This window comes from Arthrobacter sp. AD-310, assembly GCF_054656615.1.
The window spans coordinates 1-15208 of sequence record NZ_BAAHNO010000022.1 but is presented as its reverse complement, the minus strand read 5'-3'; the positions used below and the strand labels follow the sequence as shown (position 1 = coordinate 15208).

The window sequence follows — 15208 nt, the reverse complement described above, 5'->3', positions numbered from 1 at the left end:
GTTGATGCGGATTAGCTACGCGTTACAGACCCACTAGCAACAACAGTTATCAAACAGTTAGTAGGGGGAGGGGCTACACAGTTGTCATGCAGTAGAAATGCTCCGAAAAGAACTCGCACGGCGCTGCGTTTTGGGCCTCGCGGCCAGCCGGAAGCCTACCGGCTCCCTGAAGTGGCGCAGCCCGCCGGAAGACCCCGGCCGTCTGGGACCCGACAAAGCCGGGTCCGGGTGAAAGACCGGAGAGGTACCGGGCTGCACAGCAGCTTCCCCCATTCCTGCTCTCAGCGCGGATTACCTCCCGTACAACTGAATAGCTCTCAAACAGCGGGAGAAACCCCCAGTGCCCAGCGCACTGGGGGTTTCTTTTTTGCCGCTCAAAAGGCCGGCAGAGCCGGTCCGGGAGTATCCGGGCCCTACGCCCACACCAATGACACTGCGACCTGAGGAGATCCTCCGTGAACACAACAGCAACACCGGCACTGACCCCCTACGACACCGGCGACCGACTCGAACCACATCCCTGGACTGCCGCCGGGGACCAGGCAAAGATCAACCCCGAGAACTACGGCAAGGTGGACTTCGACACCGATGAAGGAACTACCGCACTGACCGTCCACGCCTCCCGCAACGAGGACGGGAAAGATGGAGGGGGATACACCCTCCACATCAGGAATGTTGGAGTGGATCTGGCAGTGGAATGCGATGAAACCGTACCTGTGATCCTGGTGCCGTCGGCGGCACTGCGAGAGAAGGTGCAGAAGATTATCAGCGATCTCCGCACTCCGATCGAACAGGAGGAGGCTGAGGTCTACTGGGCGAACGGTCACGAGGCGCTGATCCTGGTTCCCGGAGAAAAGCATGTCCGAAAACAGCAGATCATCATTGTCAGCGAGGGCGGGGGAGTGATCTCCGCCAAGGCCGGCAGCTGGGGCCACGGTGTTCGCGATACAAGGATCGATTGATGGCCGGGGGAGATGGTGCCGGCGGCTGAGCTGAAGGCCTTCCACTATGACCTGGTGATCTTCGCCAAGGATCACCGACAGGCCGACCGGGTGATGATCGAGCGAGTCGGCTACGACGAAGACCTGCGCGAATACGGTGTCGAGGAGTACACCATCGACGCAGATCCAGCCGATGGCAGGGACGCCGGAGCCCATTGAAGTCGAAACCGGACCCTAGTAGACAAACTCATCAAAGACAGCAAGAAGCCCCATCCGGGTCATCCCGGATGGGGCTTCTTTTTTGCCAAGGCAAAGTCTATTGGGAGGTCAGGTGCCGTGCTTTGGTCATGGGGACCTTCACCACACCCGTGGGGACCTCCGGGAGCTTCAGGTTCGAGAGACGGATCACAGCTTCCGGAGTTTCACGGCCGCGCTCTTTGTCCAGGGCTACGCGCAGTTGAGCAGCACGGATACCGCGGCGAATCTTCATCGCCTGCGCCTCACGGGCAGCTTTAGAGCGAGTGGCTTTAGCCATTTTCGACCTCCTTTGTCTCCTCATTGTCACTTGATTCGAGAGTGTCGTCCAGATCTGCTTCATTGACGAACGCCTCGGCCTCTGCCAGAAGTTCCTCGGCGGTCTCTTGGTTGGTGGCAGCTGTACCCGCACGCCATGATGTGTCGAGCAGGTCTTTGTCGGCGTCCGAAGCCATTTCGCTCTTGACCAGCAGCTTGAGCATCTCGGTACCCGCTGCACTGAGCTTATCGTTGTCCGTCGCTTCGGCCTCCAGCGCCCACTGGGCGCGCTTCCACCATTCACTCCGGTCGTCATTCTGCATGCTGACCTTTAGGGCCTTCTGCTGGTGCTTCAGATTGCGCCAGCCGATGAATGTCACCAAGCCAGCTGCGAGCAGCGCGGCAACCGGCGCCAGCGACGCAACGATCACGTACCAGGCAGGTTCCCCGGGTGCCAGGGGTTTCAACTGTTCAAGAGCCGCGATGACTCTGTTAGCGATGTCTTGTATCTGCTGTTCGTCCAAAACGCTACGAGTGCTCGTCGAGGATCTTGGCTATCGCCCGAAGTGCTTCCGGATCCACTGGGCCCAAGGCGCGGGCAGCGAAGTTCCGTACCTCGGCGCGGCGCATGCTGCGCAGCAGCTCCAGCTCAGCCTCAACCTGTTCGGGCAGCTTGCCATCCTCCTGGAGCAAATACTCAGGATCGACATCAAAAACCGTGGCAAGGGCGCGCAGGCATTCCTCCGGGACGACTTGTTCCTTGCCAGCTTTCAGCAGCGACCATCGCGTGCGGGAGATGTAGTAGCCGGCTTCCTGCGCACCATCGCGGATCGCCGGGTAGTCGAATGGCTTACCTGAAGGCGAAGGGATTACGTCCAGGAGAAGGTTGATCTTCCTTGCAAGCGTCTCGGCACGACGTATGCTCGCGGCACGTTCCCGCGATAGCTCCAATTCATCCAATTTCATCTCCAAGTCATTGCCAAGAGATAACAGCTGAACGCCCCCAGGCCTAAGGCTGCACCTGACAGCGCCTCCCGCCAGGTATGTTCACCCAGAGTTACCCGGCTGACCATCATCAACGGTGATAGTACCAAGCCCAGACAGGCGAAACCGCCAACAACGGCCGCCACCCAGGTGACAAATAAAGTCATGACTGACACATGCGCGGAGACGTTCAGCCAGCGGCGAAAAAATAGCAGGCCCATGTTCCCGACCAAAAGCGCCGTAACAGTCGCGGGAACAGGCTGGGGGAGAGGGATGAGGTAACAGACCACGGTGCCCACAAACAGCAGCGCTGTCACCAGTGCGTTCCGCCAGTGATCGGCAAGCCCCAAGCGCCTGAAAAGCCCTTTGGAGCGTTTGTAGATAAGGCCCGGCACAACGGCGATGCCGACCAGGAGGGCGATGACACTGAGCCAATTCAGTCCGGCTTTGATGCCTGAAAGCACCACCAGCACAGCCAGCATCAGAGCCGGCGTGAAAATCCTTGAGTAGTTACGTGCCAGACGCTGTCTGACGGGATGCTGGTGCTCGACCGTTGCCGTGCTCAAATTTCCTGCCCATTTCGTCGATCATGTGTGTTTCCTCCTCGGAGAGCAGCTCCGGGTCCAGAAGCCTAATGTCGCTGATGAGGATGAATGCCCGGTAAAGCTCCGCGTGGGAGGAACTGCCTTTGAAGGAGGTGCTCGCTGCGTCCAGGGAACGCTTGCCCTCCGGTGTTTCTGCAAGACGCTGAACGATCGGCCGGAGAACCTCCAGGTCTTTCAGGCGCTGCTTGCGGGCCGCAAAAGAAGCCTTGATCCGCCCGAAGGACGGAATCAGGAAGCCGACCGCGAAGCCGACGATGGTCAACGCGATAAGGATGCGGTAGCCGAGGTACAGGACGGGTTCTATTGCCACGTCCAGCCCCGATGCCTCCAGGAAGACCAGCAGCAGCTTCACTGCGACGGCCGTAACGCCTGCCAGGCACCCCGCGCTGACGACGTCGAAACCGGTTCCGAACGACCTGGACTCACCATGCCGGTCCCGGCGCAGGCATTCCACTCCGGTGTAACCAAGAACCGTTCCGATCCAGGCGAAGAAGCTTGCCTGGTACAGGGCGATCGCAGGATCCGAGCCGAATGTGTCGGTGAAGTTGGTGGCAGAACCATCCGTGTCTGCATCGAAGAGCAGGTACGCCTGTACAAGGAACAGCGCAACGCCGATCCCGATCAGGATCTTCACATGCCGGCTGGGACGACCGGTGGCACGCAGCAGCAGGCGGCTCAGTTCAAGCATGCCAGCGCCCATCAGCACATGAACGACCAGGTTGAGAAGGTTCCATCCACCCATCAGAGGGTCCACCGCCAGGTAGACCTCGTCGATGTTCAAGGTAGCGCCCAGGGCGACCATCGACACAGCCGGGAGGATACCGAACCGCCAACCAAAGCGCAGGCCGATCAGCCTGACCACGACGACGGTCCACAGAACCAGAGCCGGAAGGGCCTGGAGGGAGATCAAATGAAGGTCCGCTCGAAGCTGTTGCTGCTCTCCGGTTCACCCGGGAGGAGTGCCAGGGAGAGCAGATACGCGATACGTTCCGCTGCGATCTCCTGCTCATTCCAGTCGAGCGATCTGGCCAGTATTTTCTTGATGCCCCGGCGGCCGCCGACGTGTTTGAACATGGAGGGCATGAACGGCGCGCTGGCGCCGCCACATCCTTCATGTCCCAGGAGCATGTGGCCGAACTCGTGGCAGGCTGCATGCTGCCGGTGCGCCTGGGTGTCCCCAGCCGGCAGCAGGATAAGCGACACCTGCTCCTTTTCCATCCAGAGACCCGTGACGGTGGGCATCAGGGAACTGTCGATTTCCGTCAACCTGATGGGTTTGCCATGGGCTTTTGTGACGGCCTCCAGAAGCTCGTCGAACGTGACGCGTTCAGCAAGATTCAGTGAAGCCACGACAGCCTCGGGAGTTACTTCCTTCGCGCGCGTCGCCAGACCAAAAGGCTTCCTGAAGTGCACAGACACCATTCCTGTCCCTGTTCTACGCACTGCCACTGCGTGTCTATGAGCGGAGCCGCTTGATCTAATCCTGCGGCTATCTTGATCGGATCTTGATCCTTGCCGGACCGCCGGAATTCTACCCCAAGACACAGCTGCCACACGAGTCACACATGCATGTACCCCTGCATCAGTTCCGGCATAGGGGGCTGAGGTCAGTTGGGGTAGTGCCTGCTGGATCGCTGGCGATCAGGCGGCGGTAGGAGCAGCGTAAGGACGCAGCAACCAGGCAACCCGGTCCTGGTCCCGAATTAGGTCGAAGGTCACCAGCTCGGAGTTCCGGCCGAGCTGTGCCTGGACCCGCCATACTTCGAGATCGATATGGGGAGCATTCTCGCGGGGGTAGCGCTTGAATTCAGCCCACCAATTGATGCGCTCGTACCAGCGCATAGGCTCAGCGGCCACCGTCCAGGTGCGGCCGTGGTACTCGAAACGCAGCGGCACGCCTGCCGCTGTCGTTTCCACCAGAACCTTTTCCACCCATCAATTTTACGGCGCGGGAGTGACAGGAGGCTCTCGGTAAACCCATGGTCGATCCGGCTTGGGTGTGCTCTGTGCCGTCCCGGTACGGCAACAAAACCCTGAGCAGGCTGTCGTGCTCGGCTACGAAAGCAGCAGCCAGTTCCTCGGCGGTGTCGGCCTGATCCTCACGGCGAATTTCACCACGCTTGGTCTCATCCTCAGCGTTTCAGGGCTGAGGAGGGGACGACGGGACAAAGTCAGCAGCTCGAACGTGCATAGTGGCAAGGCGGAATTTTGAATGTCCTGGCCCGGCTTTCACTGTTCCCCATGCTGCATCCTATTCACGGTCTGGAAGGGAAACACGTTAGAAGGAAGGGGGGCATTGGGACCGACGACGGAGCTGGGGGCCGCTGGCATGGGGGACACCAGACGGCTGTCCGCCGCCGGCCGCCTACAAGTTTACTCTTCGGTTCCGCGTCACTCGCGGACCCGATCTAAGTAGAACCCGGTCCGGCATGTGCGAGAGTAAGTGGACCATCACCTGGGGGAGATACCAACATGTCAGCTGTGCCCGATGACCTGCAAAGAAGATTCAAGAACTGGGATGCAGAGGGGCGCCCGTCGCAGGTGCCCTTTGAATGGACAAAGAAGAACTGGGCGAAGTACCTCGGCGACTACGGCGTTCTCGAATCACTGCCGAATCCTATAGACCGGGAAGGCGTCCTGGACTCGTTCAAGCTCATAAGGGACCCCGACTCTGCTCTGGATGCTTACATCGCCAGCTACGTCTGGGGTTATGCGGGGACCGGTTTTGGCCCGTACCGCGCTGCCAGGGTTATCAGGGTCAACACAGACCGTGAGAAGGAGAGAGACTTCGCTTCCGATCTGCACACGCTGGCCGAAGTCGCTACGACAAGCGGCGGAAATGCCGCCTTCGAGCACGTCGTGCACCGGCGACAGAGCGACAGAAAGTTCTTCGCGTGGTGGGGTCCGGCCTTCGCCACGAAGTACATCAGTTTCGCCACCAAGGCTTCCAGCCAGGTGGCGACCACACCGATCATGGACAGCATCGTCGCGCGCTGGTTCTCCAAGCACTCCAGGGACGTAGGCCCGCTCTGGCTCAACTGGCACAGCGCCGACAGTTACCGCAGGTACACCGAGCGCATGGCTGAATGGGCGGATGAGCTGGACATTGAGCCCGAGCAGGTTGAGCAGCTCATCTTCAGACGGAACTGAAAGTCCTGACATAGAACTCCTGCAGTTGGCCGTTAGCGGCTCCACGGGTGAGCGTCAGCGCCTATGGTCCGTTCCTCGATCAAGTTCCGAATTGCAGGGACATCGACAGGCGTCGAGCCCAGTAGGAGCTCGCCGAGGGTAAGGCCGCCGATTGTGTCGTAGATGGATACTCTGGCGAGCCGGACGCTTCCGTCCATGGCGCACAAATCCTTGGCGGCATCGTATAGGGCCCTGATTTTCCATCGTGGAGAGCCGTTTCCCTCAAAACTCCGCCGGTCGGCGGCCATTCCGAAGATGCGCTCGGCCTTTTGTGGGCTTCCATCTACCCGGGTCTTGGGTTTCCAGAATCGCCCGTCGGTTCGAGCCAGATGTTCGAACTTGTCCGCGTACTCTCTGTACGCATCCGCCCATGGCAAAGAGCGAGACCATTCCGGATCAAGGGTTTGTTTCCGGTATCGCGTGAAATGGTTTTCCTCGTCCAGCTCCACGTAAGTCGAGTCACCGAGCAGAACCAGATCCCATACGTCAGGAGTCAAAGCCTCGGACTTGTCCTGCGCCCCCAATATGTCGAGCAGATCGTCCATTCGATCCCAGGAGTGAGAAGTTAGCAAGGATGACAGCACCGGCTTTGAGGTCCCGGCTGTAGCGTCAGGAGACAAAAGCTCCCGAAGCTGCGTCTCGCGGCTGCGTGTGTCTTTTCTACCCTTCCGGGGTATAGCTGCGGGTGGTGTCACGGGACAGTTGACTCCTCATCTCCCGCGTGGGATTGCTACACACCGATCAAGCAGTCGCTTCATTATCGCGGTGCCCTCATCTTCAGGGGTCCTTCCCCTGGAAATGCCCTCATAAAATTTATCCGAATAATGCCGGTAGCCAAGGCTTACGTTTGCTTTCGCCCTGAGCTGGCGCCAAAGGCACTCGTATTGAGGGTGGGGTTGTCTGCCGCACCAGTCGCAAAAGGTTGTCTCGGCTGGTTGTGATTTTTTCTTCCCGCGCGTTGACGACCAAGTGCTGGACGTTGATCCCCCATTGTCTGGGTCCGGATTCCGATGGCCGGTCATGATGGCCACGGCATCTCTGGCCGAGACCTCAGAGCCCACCAGGGCAACGTCAGCGATGTCTGCGCGTGATGGCCGGCGACGCTGATACTGGCCAGGAATGTACCCGTCGAACGTTGCCTGCTGGCTCCCTGACGGCTCCTGGCTGCATGGTCCGAAGCCCTTGTCGGCACACAGATGGACCTGCGTAAGAATCCCGTCGGCCAGGGAGATTCGGGCAGTCACCGGTATGGTCACGGGTTGCCAGCGGGTCTCCAACTCCAGGAAGCCGTCCCCGAAGAAGCCGGCCCGGCAGTGAGCGCACCCGTAGGCCAGGTAAGTCTTCTCTGCCTGCTTCGAACGGTGCATCCGCAGTGGAGCCAGAGGCGGCAGGCCGCCTTTGCCCAGAACCGCTGCAACATCGCCAGCGATCAGGGCTTCGATGCGCTGGGTTGGCCATAAAGGAAAGTCTGTCCGGGCGGCCTCGGTCGTCTCCTGGCAGCGGGACTGGACGGATGCCGCACTGATCCGCCAGACGGTGGATGGCCGCTTGCAGGCCCAGCAGTTGTCCACCAGATGCTGAACTGTCACGGAGGTGACCCGTGCCTGGATCCGGTCACGGTACAGCCCCAGCAGCAGGGCAGTAACGTGCGCATGAAGACCGACCGCTGTGGCTTCCTGGAACGCCTTCGCCACTAGGACATCAAACGGCGCGTCGTCGCCTGTAAACACCACGTGAGGCACCCCAGACCGCCTGGCCTCGTCTTTGTTTCGCCGATGGACGTACCAGAAGCATTCGACCCCAACAGCGGCATAGCGCTCTTGCCTGCGCCTGAACTCTCCGGCGTCCTGGCGTGACCACTGAACCTCCAGCGCCAGGCGCCTGCCGTCATGCTCTGCCAGGACGTCCGCCGTCCACGCCCGGTCTTCTGCGCTGCACTCGACGCTGACCCGCCAGCCGGCGTCTGCTGCGGCCTGGGCAATCACAGTTTTGAGAATGCGATGTTGGGAGGATTCACTCCAGCAATCAATGAGGCCGCACTGCACTCCGGCCTTGTGGGCAAAGTGCTTGAGACCGCGTCTGGATGTGCGGGGGATTCCCGGAACCCCGCAGCGCATCAGCAGGGACCGGCTCTTGTACACGCTCTTCACCCGATCCCAGCGTTCGTCCGTGGCTAAGTAGGACTCGATCCGTTCGCCGTCGAGAAACGCCACCAGCGGCATTGCCCCGCCCCTCCTTACTGCCCGCAGGAATATGGGATCACCCTAGCCACGGGCACTGACAATCCCGCACCAGGAAACCCAAGTCAGATAGTTTTGCCAGATGGCGCTGAACGACCCCCTGAGTATTCACCAGATCGACACGGATGCAGCTTCGGCGACACCGGCTGCAGTTGAAGAGGTTTTGAAGGAGCACTACTACAGAGTTGACCCCGGAGAGTACTTCGAGCGCCGGCTTTGGGGAATAGTTGCACTTGCTGACATGCAGCCCGGTTCCCTGAAGTGGGACCGCACCGACCGGACCTCCCTATTCGGACAGTTCCAGTCTGTGCTCAAGGACAAGAAGTTTGCGCTGGATGTCCCACCCGGGGACACACTGAGCAGCCGAACCATGGCCGCAGTCGAGTCTTACGCCTTGATGCAGCACGTCATCGAGACGGCCTTACGACTGTTTGTGGCAGGTCAGGAAAGAACTACCGGCAGCAGTCCGATGACCAGGCTGCTGAACATCCGGCATGCCCCGGATCTCCGGGATCCCATCAAACCCTTGCTGGGAGCGAGAGCCAGACATGCAGTGTCCGAGGTGATGTTCCCTCCGGAGCTTCAACGCGAGAACATCAAAGAGTCCAAAGAGGAGATGCGGCGGCATCTGGATTTCCTGACGGCCTGGCTCACTTTCTTCGCCCGGTTTTATTCAGACAGCGACTTCAGCGGCGCCCAGGGAAACAATCAGCTCAAACACGGCGCCACAGTTGTCCCCCGGGATGATCTGAACGCCGTGCTTCATCTCGCCGAGCAGCCACCCACAACGCTCACGCCGGAGCAGTGGGACAATGCAGCAGCCGTGATCAACGCCGAATCGGTTACGTACGTCCTCCAAGAGCGGGGAGGCAAGGGAATGACTCCCGGACTCACCTTGCGGACTGATAATTCCGATCCGGCTACTAACTTGGCCATCAGCCAAGTTGGAATCAGTATTGTGCGTTCACTGTGGCAGATGTCGGAGGTCGTGGCCTATCCGTACACTCCAGCTGACTACGACTACGACTACTCACCCCTGCCGGCTGAGCTCTTCGCCAGCACGGATCGGCCTCCGCGTTCTATCACCCAGACGCTGCTTCACCCCGCACCAAAACCCGCAACGCAGAATTCCACTGCTCAACGAAGAAGGAAGCGGTAACCCCCTGCCTCCTGAGCGTCCTGGACGCGGGGCACTTCAAGCAGCACGAGCTGGGCTAAGACCGTTTGGGCGACATTGGCCGCAAGGCCAAAATGGCGGCGGTGTGTCTTCTTGTGAGCTTGTACCCTTTGGCCCTTTCTGTCTGGAGGCCTTTCCGGAAGACCCAAACGTTCCGAAGCCTCATCAGGGTGTGCTGCAAGTGCTTAGCACTGTGTTTTCCTTTGAACGCAGTCACGATGTCGAGCGTGGAGCCCTGAAACCCCGGGTCGAAGGCCTTGGCGATCATCAAGGAGACCTCTCTGGCATCCGGCGTATTGTGTTCCAGGCTCTCGATGTACGCCAGGACTTCCTCAGGGAGCAGCTCATCTCCTGAAACTGGCCGCTGGGTTCCGCCGGCGGGTATGAACTGGGCCTGCCAGGCAAGGAACACAGAGTCCCGCGGGGCCGGTGCGTTCAGGTGGTGGAGAGTGGCTTCCCGAGGCTCCGTGAGAAACGGGGTTGGGCGTCGGACAATTTTTCCGGCCCGCACGACCATCGTGTTGGTCAGTCTGTACCCGGCGCGCGCCAGCCGGGCTATCAGGTTCTGCTCGGCAAGGTCGGCAGCGTCGAACGGCACCTGACCGGCGACGAAGATGCGCGGCGGGGCGCCGAACCGTGCGACGTGCCAAGTGATCATCTGGTGGTTGCCAAACCGCTGTGTCAGTCCTCGGGCCTGTCCCACGTAGAAGGGTTTAGAGGGGTAGCCCGAGATGTTGAACATCAGAACGTAGATGAACGTCCGGCCTGCAGGAGCATTCATGCCCGACGCCGGCGGGTTGATGAGCTCGTAGGCGAAAGGCATAGGTCTCCTGGTCCACTCGCTAAAGCTCGACCACCGAGCTATCGGATGCTTCGCTCCGCCAAGTCTCAACAATGTCGGAACGGAAGCGTTCTGTGAATCGCTTCGCCTTACCTGCGTTGATTTCACGAGCGAAGTCTCTAATTTGGGCAGCTGCGTCTCCGCGCCAATTCCTTGCCAGGGCCCCCGCGAGGAGATCCTCTGGGTCAAAGCAATGGCCGGCATGCCGAAGTCTTGTGAGCCCGTCGAGCACCGTTGAGCGGTCCCGGCTGTCCGAGAGGCCGGTCGAGGAGTTGATGAGATCAGTGAATGTGTCCATGGCGGCAGCAACGACAGGATCAGGCAGGATAGGTTCTTTGCGTGTGATTTCAGGCCCACCCAAATGAATCGGCTTGAAGGCGCTGATCCAAGGTTGGCAGCCGACCATGCCTTCCGTACCGACGCTGCGCCGGTAGTGGTCGGGGCCGACAATCTCGAAGGCGGCAACGGCCGAAGAAGACCTTTGTGTCTCCACGGCCAACAGGTGCGTTTCAAGGGGCCGGTACATCAACACAGGGCCGGATGGCAGCGCAGGGAGTTTCCCTCGGAAGTCCGGGTAGACCTTAGCCCCTGCAGCGACGAAATCAAGCAGGAGAGGTTCCTCGTCGAGATCATGCCTGTGGCCCGTCTGTATCCCGACCGACCGGGCGTCACCGCCGGCTTGTTCGAGGCACCATGCGATAGTGGCCGCAAGATCCTTTTCGCGGTCCTCGTAGAGGTGGTCGTGCGGAAGCGCCACGTAGGCCCGGGGGAGTGTGGTGCGGTCATCTTCAAACATCATGAGGGCAGGCTTTCACGCACCACTGACATTTTCGTCCTATCGCTGATCTGGCTCCGAACCGATCGCAAGAACTGGGCGTCCTGCCGCGCGGCCCGCATCAGGAGCATCACGTGCTTCCTGATCAGAAGGGTGTGTTCCCGAGCTTCCTGTTTACGTCCAACAGATACACCAGGTCGTGCTGCCGAACTTCAGCCCGGGCCAGAAAGACTTCCTGCGCGCCTGCAGCCGCTACACGGCCAGCAAGAGCCGTCACCGAAGACGCGCTGGGCAGGGTTGCTGCCAATTCACCGAGCCCAACGACGGCCACCAGTATTGAGGGCAGGCCGCCCAAATCAGTGACCAGCCGCTTGCCCGCCTTCCACGCGATACGCGATGTGCTCACCGTCTTCCGCAGATCCTTCAGCGCCGGCTGAACTGTGTCGTGCCACAGCTCATCGATCTCGCTGGGAAGAGTCGGCTCCAGCGCTGATGACTGGAGCTTTGCTGCCAGTTCTTTCACGGACACCCTGTAGGCCGCCCGTCCTTCGGCGAGTTCCTCGCGGGCTTCGAGAACATCCTGCATCCGGGCCTCGGGGAAAGTCGGAAGCCGTTCCACAAGGCCGGCGCCTACAGCTGCTCGGCTTGTCCGGCTTTCCGCGACAGGGGAGAGCCCATCGACATAGCGTTCTGACTGCCGCAGGAATTCACTCGTGACATCATCCAGCAGAACTGAGGAGCCCGGGGCATCCATGGCCTGGCTAAGGCGGCTTCGGAACCACTCGACCTGTTGGTCGATGCTGTCCTCCAAACGGGTTCCGTCACTGATCAACGTGACCGCGCCGCTCTCCAGCACCATCTCCAGTTCCAGCGCTTCTGGGCTGCGGCAGACCTCGGTGGCCTGCTGCTTGCCGATGATGATCATTTCCCGAAACTGCTGCTCAGCTTCGAGGCGTTTCGGATCATGATCGGTTGCCCTGGCGAATTTCAGCATCTGGGCCTTGAACTGCGCCGGCGTGATGTCTGTGACGCCGAGCCGCTCCAGTGTCTCCGGCGGCAAAGCAGCAATACTCCGCCAGGGATCGTCGACGTCCGTGGTCAGCAAGGGAACAAAGGTCTGCATCCACCCCACAGTGGGAGCGACAAGATCCACATGATCTGCGTAGAGCAGAGAACTGCGGACGAGCCGCAGCTCGTTCTGCAACGAGGGCTGGCTGTTGCTCTTTGTGGTCGGGCTGGCGCCCACAGTGAGGGTGAGGCCGTGAGGCCGGAGCTGGCTGGTTGATTTTGGAGCGTGACGGTTCCGGCGGTTCTGCCTGCGCGATGGTTTCCCCATGGATTCATCATCGCCCACGCAGCAGACATCGAGTTCAGCGCAGTTAGAGCGTGCTGTCCCGTTCGGCCCCTATGTGGGCTGAACGCGGCCACTTTATGGTCACGAATCGCCCCTGCTTCACAGCCAAGCCCACTTTTGGCCCAAAGCCGGGCGGCTACTGACCAAGACGCGGGCTGGTTGTGACCTGCTATTCGAGCTTGGGCAGCTTCTGGGCTGACCGTGGGCAGTCAACGGGCCCGTTGTGACCATAAACCAGCCAGCAGCAGTATCAGGGCCCCGGCGTGCCCTGAATCCAGCAGTTTTGCTGCTGTACTGGATCATCCTGTGCCCAACGATGCCCAAAGCTGGGCGATGCTGGTCAAAATCTGGTCACACATGGGCGCAAGCTTGCAGCTTTCGGGCTGCATTTTTCTTGCCCGCCGGCGCTCTTCGAGCGCCACGCTGGAGCGGATGCACGGTGCCTGGAAACAGCGGGGGCGGGGGTGGGTGGCGATGCACTGGCCCATTGCCCCATGGCCTGCCAGGTGGTTCCACAGTCCGGTTACCTCGAGCTGGCAAAGACCCGCCAAGGCGGATGCAGAGCTCTTTGCCAGCTCGTGGTAACCGTGTGTGCGAGGGGCGCTGCACCACCTGGCAGGCCAAGGATGAAGGGGTGTAGGGCGGGGCGAAACAGGATGGAAGGCCAGTCAGATGACAGCCGCCACCCACCCCCTTGAAGGACTCTCGCTTGGGAAGCAAACCTCCCTGGCTAAACCCCGCGATGCAGCGGAGGAGAGCACGCTGAAAAGCTGTGCAGCCGGGCCCTGGGAGAGGTTCCAGGGCCCGATGGGGGAGCAGCCGGGGCAGAGTCAGCCACGGCCGTAGCCGGCTATCCAGCAGCTGCTGTGATGAAGCGTGAGGAAGCCGCTGTGGAAGATTGCGCCACAGGCTGTGGCACTAAATCAGCAGCACCGCCGGCGGCTTCCTGACGAGCTGTGCATTGGTGCCACCAACGACACTGGAGCAACCAGCGGGGGAGCAGCGCGGTGTCTGTGGAGCGACAACCAGGACAGCGACTCCTGTCTCCCTGTGGACCCTCTGTAGCTGTGTGGAGCAAGGGTGCCACATCTGTTGAACCAGGACACGCAGCGTCCTCCGATGCGGTGCCATGAGGACGTGTGGAGCAGATCCCTGCGGGGCTTTCATACCCATCCATGGTGGTGCCAGGGCACCACGTCAGCAGCTGCTGCGCAGCACCTCGGCAGCGACTCCAGGGACGGCTTCGTTCCTCAGCAGTCCCCTCCGCCGCCACCTCGTATGGAACCGCTGCTCCTGCGTCACAGCGGCCTGTTGCCACACGAGAAGAACGGGCCGGAACGGTGTCCACTCCTTCGTCGCAGACCCCTTGACGCTGCTCCGCAGCACGCTTTCCACCGGGTGCCACGCACTAGAGATCCCGGTGGAAAGCCAATAGCCCAAAAACGCCGGAAAATAGCCACCGTTCAACCCGACCTTCCACCAGTGGAAACCGAAAACGGTCGGGGTGAACGGAAGCAGTGGAAGCTATTTTCCCGCGCCACGGCAACAGAAACCCCCTCGATCTTCCGCTAAAGCTCCAGATGCGAGGGAAACAGTCAAAAGGGCATAAGGGGGGATGGCACCTCGCTTCGCTCGGTGGTCGGCACAGCCGACATCCCTTCGGTCGCTTCGCTCCCTCACCCTCCGCTGCGCTCCGGGCCCCTACTGCACTCGCTCTGCTCCCTTGCCCCACCAACGCTGGCGCGTCGTTGGGGTGCCCCTGGAGCCATCGCTGGCGCGAGTGGCTCCAGCCTCCCGCCGGCCTGCCGGCCGTCGGATCAGAGACTCCTTCGACGATGTCTTTGGTGTCTCTGAAGACATGCAGCGACAAAGCCTCGCGGCCTCTGGCGAAGGTGTTGCAGAGGTGCCGTGAGGCACCGGTCGGCTGTCGCCGACCCGGGGGCTGTCGCAGAGTCGTTGAGAGCTCCGCGGCCAACATCGACGACGACCAGCCAATAGTCCAGACACCGTCTGGACTATTCACAGAGGAGGTGCTTCACCAATGAGCAGCAACCGAAGTTTCAGCCGGCGCGAGCAGCGCAAGACGCCGACAAAGCTCCCGCCCGTTCCAGATCTCGGAGTCAAGATCACGATGCCCCGCAGGACGAACCGCAGGGCGGCCAAGAGGGTCGCTTCCGGTGACGTGTTCTGGGACAAGCGCAAGGTAGCAAGCAAAGCCCGCAAGCGGGCCCTGGAGGCCCAGGGTGCGCAACCAAAGCCGCATAGCCTCAGCCAGCGCCAGAAGCAGTGGATCTCAAACCACCTGGCCGGGTGGTCCTGGGATCCGGTAACCGGAGCTTTGCAGGCACCCGCCAGGGCCACTCAAGCGCAGCTCGACGAACTCGCCGTGGTGACCGGGATGCCCTACGTTCAGCGCGCTGTCATGAAGATTCAGGGACTGTGCCTGGAGCAGGTCCGGTACGTCGCAGCGCGGGCCCCCAAGACCATGCGGATCGTCCTCGTCGACCGACAGGGATCCACTCAGCAGACGGTCCGCGTACCCCACCCCGGCGAAGCCATCTAGCAGCGGACCCATCAAGTCGTGAGTGA

17 protein-coding genes are annotated in these 15208 nt (G+C 60.9%); 5 read left to right on the top strand and 12 right to left on the bottom strand.

Annotation, left to right across the window (positions count from 1 at the left end):
- Positions 1 to 455 precede the first annotated feature (455 nt).
- Complete coding sequence (locus ACYQ1Z_RS13745) at positions 456 to 962, top strand: hypothetical protein (RefSeq protein WP_459793091.1); 507 nt, start codon at positions 456 to 458, stop codon at positions 960 to 962.
- 295 nt (positions 963 to 1257) lie between these two features.
- On the opposite strand, the gene ACYQ1Z_RS13740 is transcribed toward ACYQ1Z_RS13745, so the two are convergent.
- From ACYQ1Z_RS13740 to ACYQ1Z_RS13710, 7 genes are all read right to left on the bottom strand, one after another.
- The gene (locus ACYQ1Z_RS13740) at positions 1258 to 1476 is read right to left on the bottom strand and encodes a hypothetical protein (RefSeq protein WP_459793090.1); all 219 of its coding nucleotides are present in this window, start codon (positions 1474 to 1476) and stop codon (positions 1258 to 1260) included.
- Positions 1469 to 1978, bottom strand: coding sequence for a hypothetical protein (locus tag ACYQ1Z_RS13735; protein WP_459793089.1), 510 nt, complete (start codon positions 1976 to 1978; stop codon positions 1469 to 1471). The genes ACYQ1Z_RS13740 and ACYQ1Z_RS13735 overlap by 8 nt, the downstream gene beginning before the upstream one ends.
- Before the next feature lie 4 nt (positions 1979 to 1982).
- On the bottom strand, positions 1983 to 2420 hold the full coding sequence (locus ACYQ1Z_RS13730; RefSeq protein WP_459793088.1) for a hypothetical protein: 438 nt from the start codon (positions 2418 to 2420) through the stop codon (positions 1983 to 1985).
- Positions 2417 to 3004, bottom strand: coding sequence for a hypothetical protein (locus ACYQ1Z_RS13725; protein ID WP_459793087.1), 588 nt, complete (start codon positions 3002 to 3004; stop codon positions 2417 to 2419). Before ACYQ1Z_RS13725 ends, ACYQ1Z_RS13730 begins: the two co-directional genes overlap by 4 nt.
- Positions 2949 to 3953: a hypothetical protein gene (locus tag ACYQ1Z_RS13720; RefSeq protein ID WP_459793086.1), complete on the bottom strand. Its 1005-nt coding sequence runs from the start codon at positions 3951 to 3953 to the stop codon at positions 2949 to 2951. The genes ACYQ1Z_RS13725 and ACYQ1Z_RS13720 overlap by 56 nt, the downstream gene beginning before the upstream one ends.
- Positions 3950 to 4393, bottom strand: a complete 444-nt coding sequence (locus ACYQ1Z_RS13715) for a hypothetical protein (RefSeq protein ID WP_459793085.1) — start codon at positions 4391 to 4393, stop codon at positions 3950 to 3952. Before ACYQ1Z_RS13715 ends, ACYQ1Z_RS13720 begins: the two co-directional genes overlap by 4 nt.
- Positions 4394 to 4684: 291 nt before the next feature.
- Complete coding sequence (locus tag ACYQ1Z_RS13710) at positions 4685 to 4975, bottom strand: DUF6504 family protein (protein WP_459793084.1); 291 nt, start codon at positions 4973 to 4975, stop codon at positions 4685 to 4687.
- 115 nt (positions 4976 to 5090) lie between these two features.
- On the opposite strand from ACYQ1Z_RS13710, the gene ACYQ1Z_RS13705 reads away from it, so the two are divergent.
- Together ACYQ1Z_RS13705 and ACYQ1Z_RS13700 are read left to right on the top strand one after the other, a co-directional pair.
- Positions 5091 to 5255, top strand: a complete 165-nt coding sequence (locus ACYQ1Z_RS13705) for a hypothetical protein (RefSeq protein WP_459793083.1) — start codon at positions 5091 to 5093, stop codon at positions 5253 to 5255.
- Positions 5256 to 5524: 269 nt separating this feature from the next.
- A complete protein-coding gene (locus tag ACYQ1Z_RS13700; protein WP_459793082.1) occupies positions 5525 to 6193 on the top strand; it encodes an 8-oxoguanine DNA glycosylase OGG fold protein in 669 nt (222 codons plus the stop codon).
- A 32-nt stretch (positions 6194 to 6225) separates the two neighbouring features.
- On the opposite strand, the gene ACYQ1Z_RS13695 is transcribed toward ACYQ1Z_RS13700, so the two are convergent.
- The gene (locus ACYQ1Z_RS13695) at positions 6226 to 6777 is read right to left on the bottom strand and encodes a DUF7255 family protein (protein WP_459793081.1); all 552 of its coding nucleotides are present in this window, start codon (positions 6775 to 6777) and stop codon (positions 6226 to 6228) included.
- A gap of 165 nt (positions 6778 to 6942) precedes the next feature.
- A complete protein-coding gene (locus ACYQ1Z_RS13690) occupies positions 6943 to 8454 on the bottom strand; it encodes a competence protein CoiA (protein ID WP_459793080.1) in 1512 nt (503 codons plus the stop codon).
- 100 nt (positions 8455 to 8554) lie between these two features.
- Here ACYQ1Z_RS13690 and ACYQ1Z_RS13685 point away from each other — a divergent pair, with 100 nt between their 5' ends.
- Positions 8555 to 9631, top strand: a complete 1077-nt coding sequence (locus ACYQ1Z_RS13685; RefSeq protein ID WP_459793079.1) for a hypothetical protein — start codon at positions 8555 to 8557, stop codon at positions 9629 to 9631.
- 55 nt (positions 9632 to 9686) lie between these two features.
- Here ACYQ1Z_RS13685 and ACYQ1Z_RS13680 read toward each other — a convergent pair whose 3' ends face one another.
- From ACYQ1Z_RS13680 to ACYQ1Z_RS13670, 3 genes are all read right to left on the bottom strand, one after another.
- Entirely contained in the window at positions 9687 to 10472 is a 786-nt protein-coding gene (locus ACYQ1Z_RS13680; RefSeq protein WP_459793078.1) for a GIY-YIG nuclease family protein, read from the bottom strand.
- Positions 10473 to 10491: 19 nt separating this feature from the next.
- Entirely contained in the window at positions 10492 to 11289 is a 798-nt protein-coding gene (locus ACYQ1Z_RS13675; RefSeq protein ID WP_459793077.1) for a hypothetical protein, read from the bottom strand.
- Positions 11290 to 11410: 121 nt separating this feature from the next.
- Positions 11411 to 12469, bottom strand: coding sequence for a hypothetical protein (locus ACYQ1Z_RS13670; protein ID WP_459793076.1), 1059 nt, complete (start codon positions 12467 to 12469; stop codon positions 11411 to 11413).
- A gap of 2191 nt (positions 12470 to 14660) precedes the next feature.
- On the opposite strand from ACYQ1Z_RS13670, the gene ACYQ1Z_RS13665 reads away from it, so the two are divergent.
- Positions 14661 to 15182: a hypothetical protein gene (locus ACYQ1Z_RS13665; protein WP_459793075.1), complete on the top strand. Its 522-nt coding sequence runs from the start codon at positions 14661 to 14663 to the stop codon at positions 15180 to 15182.
- The last annotated feature ends 26 nt before the right edge of the window (positions 15183 to 15208 follow it).